The following is a 6,050-nucleotide window of genomic DNA, read 5'->3' as shown; positions in this document are numbered from 1 at the left end:
GTCGCACGTTCCGTTCTTTGGGGAGGGAATAACCGTAAGGTTTGTCCCTTACCCGACACTGAAGAAGTTGGGTAATGCCAATGGAGGGAAGGGAGCTACATAATAATGGTCTTTCTGAGGACACATCAATCGTACTCAGGGACGGAGGTATTGATGGAAACAAAATTGGAAAGAATAGCAGAAATATCGGCAAGTTCGCCGAGACCAGAGTTCACATCGTTGTATCATCTAATCAATAAAGAAATGCTTCTGCAATGTCACAAAGAATTAGACGGAAGTAAGGCAGTTGGTATGGATGAGATTACGAAGAGAGAATACGAGAGGAATCTGGAACAAAACATAGATGACTTGGTAGAAAGATTGAAAAGAAAATCATACAAACCACAGCCATCAATTAGGGTATATATCCCTAAAAGCAATGGAAAACTTCGACCATTAGGAATTGCGTGCTATGAGGACAAAATAGTCCAATTAGCATTAAAGAAGATATTGGAAGCTATCTATGAACCGAGATTTCTGAATTGCATGTACGGATTCAGATCAAATCGAGGATGTCATAACGCAATAAAAGAACTGTATAAGAGCTTAAACAATACGAAAATATGTTATATTGTGGACGCTGACATCAAAGGCTTCTTCGACCATATGAAGCATGAATGGATTATCAAGTTTCTCAAACTTTATATTAAAGACCCCAACATAATCGGTCTTGTCAAGAAGTATCTTAAAGTGGGAGTGCTGGATAATGGTGAACTTATGGTGAATGAAGAAGGTTCAGCTCAAGGCAATATCATAAGTCCAATCCTAGCAAACATATATATGCACAATGTATTGACACTATGGTATAAGTTTATTATTACCAAAGAATGCAAGGGAGATAACTTTCTAATTGTATATGCAGATGATTTTGTTGCAGGATTTCAATACAAATGGGAAGCAGAGAATTACTACAAGCTTCTTAAAGAACGAATGGAAAAGTTCGGTTTGCAATTAGAAGATAGTAAAAGTCGTCTCTTACAAAGCGGTGCTTATATTGCAAGGGCAAAGCAAAAGATCGGTGAGTGTATCAGATTACAAACATTTGATTTTCTGGGATTTACATTCTATTGTGGGCGTTCACGCAAAGGTATGCCATATATAATGCCAAAGACAAGCTCTAAGAAATTCAGACAGAAAATTCGAGACATCAAGGTATGGTTATATGCGAATAGAGACCAACCGCTAAAGATATTCAGGTGTGGTTCCATATTTCTTCTCCGCATAAGCGATGATCTCGCTGCGGTATGATACGGACGGCTTATTCCTCATTTCCATTGTCCTTCGGAAGATTGTCTTTTTCGTGTTTGAACCCCCAAAGCATGATCTGATAAAAAATCGGCATCAGGTCACGGCCCCGCTCGGTGAACGAATACTCTACATGAGGCGGGATTTCATTGAACTGTACCCGGTTGATGAACCCGTCCCGTTCCAGTTCCCGCAGGGAGTTGGTCAGCATGGTATTGGTGATGCCCGGAAGTTCCTTTTTTAAGGTGCCGAAGCGGGCCGTATCATGGATGCACAGCTCATAGAGAATCTGTGTTTTCCACTTTCCCTGAAGCATCAGAAGCAGCGGCGTGACCGGGCTGTTGCCCAGATCGGTGACGATTCCCTTCTTGACATCGCGCAGATATTCCTCATATGTCATGATATGATCCATCTTGATTCCTCCTGTTTATAGCCTTGGTCAGTAGTTTGATACTATGTACGAACTTTCTGCGTACTTGCTTTCGTTTTCGGATACCGTACAATATTTATACAATGAATCGTCAAGAGAGGAGGCAACAAGGTGACTTCTTTAACCATAGAACAAAAAAGAGTGGACATATACCCAAGCGCAAAGCCGGGCAGCCCAGTTATCTATCTCAACACCTTTTCCAATGCCGTTAACAGTGTGTATAAAAACCTGATGGCGCTCGGCTGCCCAGATTTCTGTCTGGTGGCGGTCAGTAAGCTGAAATGGGATCATGACATGACACCGTGGTATATGGGGCCGATCTCTAAACACGATACGCCCTGCACCGGGGGTGCGGATGATTACCTGAAACTGCTTCTGGATGAAATTATGCCGGAAGCGGAAGCGCTCCTTCCCGGTGCGCCCGCCTGGCGGGGCCTCGCCGGTTACTCGCTGGCTGGGCTGTTCGCCCTCTACGCTCTCTACCAAACGGATGTGTTTGCCCGCGCAGCGAGTATGTCAGGTTCCTTCTGGTTTGAGGGCATCATGGAATATGTGTGCTCCCATGAGATGAAGCGCAAACCTGACTGTCTGTATTTTTCTCTCGGAGACAAGGAGAGCTCCACCGATAATCCGATTTTGAACGTTGTGCAGCAGAATACGCAGGAGATAGAAACACTGTGCCACGGGAAAGGCATCGAAACCACCTTCGTACTGAACAGTGGCAGCCACTATCAGGCGTGCAACAAGCGCACAGCGGCTGGCATTCACTGGATATTAAATAGATAAACCGACAAGGAGATAAAACGATGGATACGATTTATTCGCTTTTTCAGAAAGTAGTTAAAGAACATGAAAATGCCCCGGCTATCATTGAAAACGACCGCGCCATGACTTTTGGAGAGCTGTCCAACATGGTAGATATGATCACGTGCAGCTTTCCGCAGGAAGTACACAGCATCGGCATCGTCATGCGTCACCGAACCGAGATGATTGCCTCGATTCTGGCGGTACTCAAATGCGGCGGCCGATATGTCCCAGCCGAGCCGGATTTTCCCACCGGGCGCATCCATGACATGATGACCGAGGCACAGGTGGATTTTGTGCTGACGGAACACGCCTTTGCGCCCAAACTGAGCAGTTTCCCCATCCGCTATACAGATTGTGAGATCTGCGGCGTGGAGACGCCCTCCTGGAAGCGCAACGCCATCGAAGACCCGGAACGCCCCGCCTATGTGCTGTATACGTCAGGTACCACCGGGCGGCCCAAAGGTGTCTGTGTCACCAACCGCAATGTTTGCCATTATGTCCGTGCCTTTGCCAACGAGTTCCATCCCGGCCCCGGTGATGTCATGCTGCAATATTCCGTCTGTTCTTTTGACATCTTTGTGGAGGAAGTGTTCACCAGTCTGCTGAATGGTGCCGCTCTGGCCATCCCCGCTGACGAGGATAAGGCCGACATCCATGCGTTGATGGCTTTTGTGGAACGTCACCATGTGACTATGATCAGCGGCTTTCCGTATCTGCTGGCAGAAATGAACCACCTGTCTGTCATTCCGTCCTCTCTGCGGCTGCTTATCAGCGGCGGCGATGTGTTGCGGGGCGTTTATGTGGATCACCTGCTGAACAAAGCAGAGGTTTACAACACCTACGGCCCCTCCGAGACAACGGTCTGCGCCTCCTATTACCGTTGTAATAGTGGAACTGTGCTGGAGGACGGTACCTATCCCATCGGTCATCCTGTACTAGGTGCGCAGATCAGGATTCTGGATCAGTCTGGCAACGAGGTTGCCAAAGGGCAGACGGGTGAGATTTGCATTTATGGCGGCGGTGTATCTCTGGGCTACATTGGCGACCATGCCGAGGAAAACAGCGCTTTTGAGCGGCAGCCGGACGGTAGCACCATGTACCGCAGCGGCGATTTGGGCTATATCCTGCCGGATGGCAACATTGCATTCCTGCACCGCAAGGACGACCAGATCATGATTTACGGCAAGCGGGTGGAACTTGCCGAGGTGGAGTCCCGGCTCTATCGGTGCAAGGATGTGCAGCAGGCTATTGTCCGGGCTTTTACAGACGAGGATGGACTGTCCTATATGACCGCCTATGTGGTGCCTTCCGACAATAAGCTGAAAGTCTCGGAAGTAAAAAAAGAACTGTCTGAAAATCTGACTTCCTTTATGATCCCAGAGTTCTTTGTGAAGATGAAGCAGATTCCTTTGAATGTCAACGGTAAGCCGGATGTGTCGAAACTGCCGGTGGTAATGAAAGCGGGGGCATTATAATGGAGATTCAGATCCGGCAGGCCACGATCCAGGACCTGAATGTATTGATGCAATGGCGAATGGAAGTCTTGCATGAGGTATTCTCCATCCCCTCGGAGCGGTCTGTAACAGAGCTGGAATCGGAAAATCGCCGCTACTATCAAACAGAACTGCCGCAGGGCGGACATATTGCCTGCTTTGCCTACGTAGGGGAGGAAATCGTCGGCTGCGGCGGGATATGCCTCTATCATGAGATGCCCTCACCGGACAATCTAAACGGGAAATGTGCCTACCTGATGAACATTTATACCCGGCCGCAGTTTCGCGGACACGGCATAGGGAACAGAATCGTCAGGTGGCTTGTAGAGCAGGCTCGTCAGCGGCATATTTCAAAAATATATCTTGAAACCTCAGACAAAGGCAGGCCGCTGTATCAAACAATCGGTTTTGCCGATATGAAGGATATGATGAAACTGTCCCGTGAAAAATAAGCAAAATCAAAGGAGCATACATACAATGGAGCCAATCATCTGAAACGTTGAAGTAAAAAGCGTCCTCACAAAATCCAATTTGCCTGTGAGTGATTATTATTCGGTCAATCCTTATGTGGGCTGTGGCCACGGCTGCAAATATTGCTACGCATCTTTTATGAAGCGTTTTACCAATCACCCGGAGCCCTGGGGAGAGTTCATAGACGTTAAATTTTGGCCGGAAATCAAACACCCGGAGCGGTATGCAGGGAAAGAACTGTTTCTCTGTTACGTGACCGACCCATATCAGCCGCTGGAGGAAACCGCCTGCCGCACCCGCGCCATTTTAGAGCAGATGCAGGGCAGCGGATGTAGCCTCAGTATTGCTACCAAGTCTGACCTGGTGCTGCGTGACCTTGACCTCATTAAAACATTCCCCAATGCGCGGGTATCCTGGTCGATCAAACACACTGGACGAAGATTTTCGCGCTGATATGGACAATGCAGTGAGCATTGAGCGGCGGCTGGCCGCTATGAAAGCATTCCATGATGCTGGTGTGCGCACCACCTGCTTTATCTCGCCGATTTTCCCCGGCCTCACCGACCTGCCCTCCATCATCCACCGGGCGAAGAATCAATGTAATTTGGTCTGGCTGGAAAACCTAAACTTGCGGGGCGGTTATAAGAAAACGATTTTTGACTATATAACGGAAAAACATCCAGACCTGCTGCCGCTGTACGATACCATTTACAATAAAAAAGAACGCAACTACTGGTCAATGCTGGATGCGCAGATGCGGCAGTTTTGCCAAGAGGAAGGGCTACTGTATGTCCGGGATGATGATTCCATCAAACGCCCGTTCAACGATCCGCCTATCGTGGTCAATTATTTTTTCCACGAAGAGATTATCCCTCGGCCAAAATGCAGAAGAACAGGTAATCAAAACTATATAGTAACATGCAGAAAGCTAGAAGTTGTAGAGGTGAGGTTATGAAACGCGCAGAATTAGAATCATTTATAATGGAGACATATAACGCTGAGACAGATTATCCGTGGCTCAAATATCCGAATTATGAGGTGTTCCGGCATTGTAATAATCGGAAGTGGTTTGCTCTGATTATGGATGTACCAAAGAACAAGCTGGGGCTGCAAGGCGAAGAAATGCTGAAAGTGGTCGATTTCAAATGTGACCCAATTCTGATTGGCACACTACGAGAGGAACCCGGCTTCTTCCCGGCGTATCACATGAGCAAGGATAGCTGGATTACTGTTGCACTGGATGGCAGCGTATCAGATGACAAAACCAAAATGTTGCTTGATATGAGTTATGAAGCAACGATACCCAAAACATGCAAAAAGAGATACTGACAAATTCAAGTTTGTAGACCTAAAACAGAATACCGTTCCTTACATAGCAGTCATGCGCTTCGGTGCCTGGCTGCTAATTTTTTGCGAAAGGAGCAGTATCGAATGAAGCTTGTATTGTAAGCGCCAAATAATAATGCGGTTAGATACAAGATTACTCCAGCTCTTTGCGAGTTGGAGTGTAAGCGTCCAATAAGAGGGTGTATCGAAATTTCTGGCTGTTGCATGTAAACTATTGA

At 47.2% G+C, this 6,050-nt stretch carries 7 protein-coding genes and 1 pseudogene; 6 read left to right on the top strand and 2 right to left on the bottom strand.

Annotated features, from left to right (window positions below; all coding sequences use genetic code 11):
• Positions 1–153 precede the first annotated feature (153 nt).
• On the top strand, positions 154–1,287 hold the full coding sequence (locus tag DW915_RS15390; protein ID WP_243033854.1) for a reverse transcriptase domain-containing protein: 1,134 nt from the start codon (positions 154–156) through the stop codon (positions 1,285–1,287).
• 10 nt (positions 1,288–1,297) lie between these two features.
• Here DW915_RS15390 and DW915_RS15385 read toward each other — a convergent pair whose 3' ends face one another.
• Positions 1,298–1,696: a winged helix-turn-helix transcriptional regulator gene (locus tag DW915_RS15385; RefSeq protein ID WP_118742430.1), complete on the bottom strand. Its 399-nt coding sequence runs from the start codon at positions 1,694–1,696 to the stop codon at positions 1,298–1,300.
• A 159-nt stretch (positions 1,697–1,855) separates the two neighbouring features.
• Between DW915_RS15385 and DW915_RS15380 the strand changes: the two genes are divergently transcribed.
• The 5 genes and pseudogenes from DW915_RS15380 (at position 1,856) to DW915_RS15360 (ending at position 5,814) form a co-directional block, all read left to right on the top strand.
• Positions 1,856–2,500, top strand: a complete 645-nt coding sequence (locus tag DW915_RS15380) for an alpha/beta hydrolase (RefSeq protein ID WP_243033853.1) — start codon at positions 1,856–1,858, stop codon at positions 2,498–2,500.
• A 20-nt stretch (positions 2,501–2,520) separates the two neighbouring features.
• A complete protein-coding gene (locus DW915_RS15375) occupies positions 2,521–3,996 on the top strand; it encodes an amino acid adenylation domain-containing protein (RefSeq protein ID WP_118069890.1) in 1,476 nt (491 codons plus the stop codon).
• The gene (locus DW915_RS15370; RefSeq protein WP_008707691.1) at positions 3,996–4,466 is read left to right on the top strand and encodes a GNAT family N-acetyltransferase; all 471 of its coding nucleotides are present in this window, start codon (positions 3,996–3,998) and stop codon (positions 4,464–4,466) included. The genes DW915_RS15375 and DW915_RS15370 overlap by 1 nt, the downstream gene beginning before the upstream one ends.
• Before the next feature lie 79 nt (positions 4,467–4,545).
• Positions 4,546–5,440 (top strand): annotated as a pseudogene (locus tag DW915_RS16500) (radical SAM protein).
• Entirely contained in the window at positions 5,437–5,814 is a 378-nt protein-coding gene (locus DW915_RS15360) for an MmcQ/YjbR family DNA-binding protein (protein ID WP_008707693.1), read from the top strand. Before DW915_RS16500 ends, DW915_RS15360 begins: the two are co-directional and overlap by 4 nt.
• Before the next feature lie 39 nt (positions 5,815–5,853).
• Here the strand turns inward: DW915_RS15360 and DW915_RS15980 are convergent.
• The coding region (locus tag DW915_RS15980) for a hypothetical protein (protein ID WP_207665596.1) at positions 5,854–6,050 on the bottom strand (197 nt) is incomplete at its 5' end.

It is taken from the genome of Blautia sp. AM42-2 (assembly GCF_003480245.1).
In the GTDB taxonomy this organism is placed as follows: Bacteria; Bacillota; Clostridia; order Lachnospirales; family Lachnospiraceae; genus Fusicatenibacter; species Fusicatenibacter saccharivorans.
Note: the sequence above shows the minus strand (reverse complement) of the source record. Positions and strands in the feature narration are given on the sequence as shown.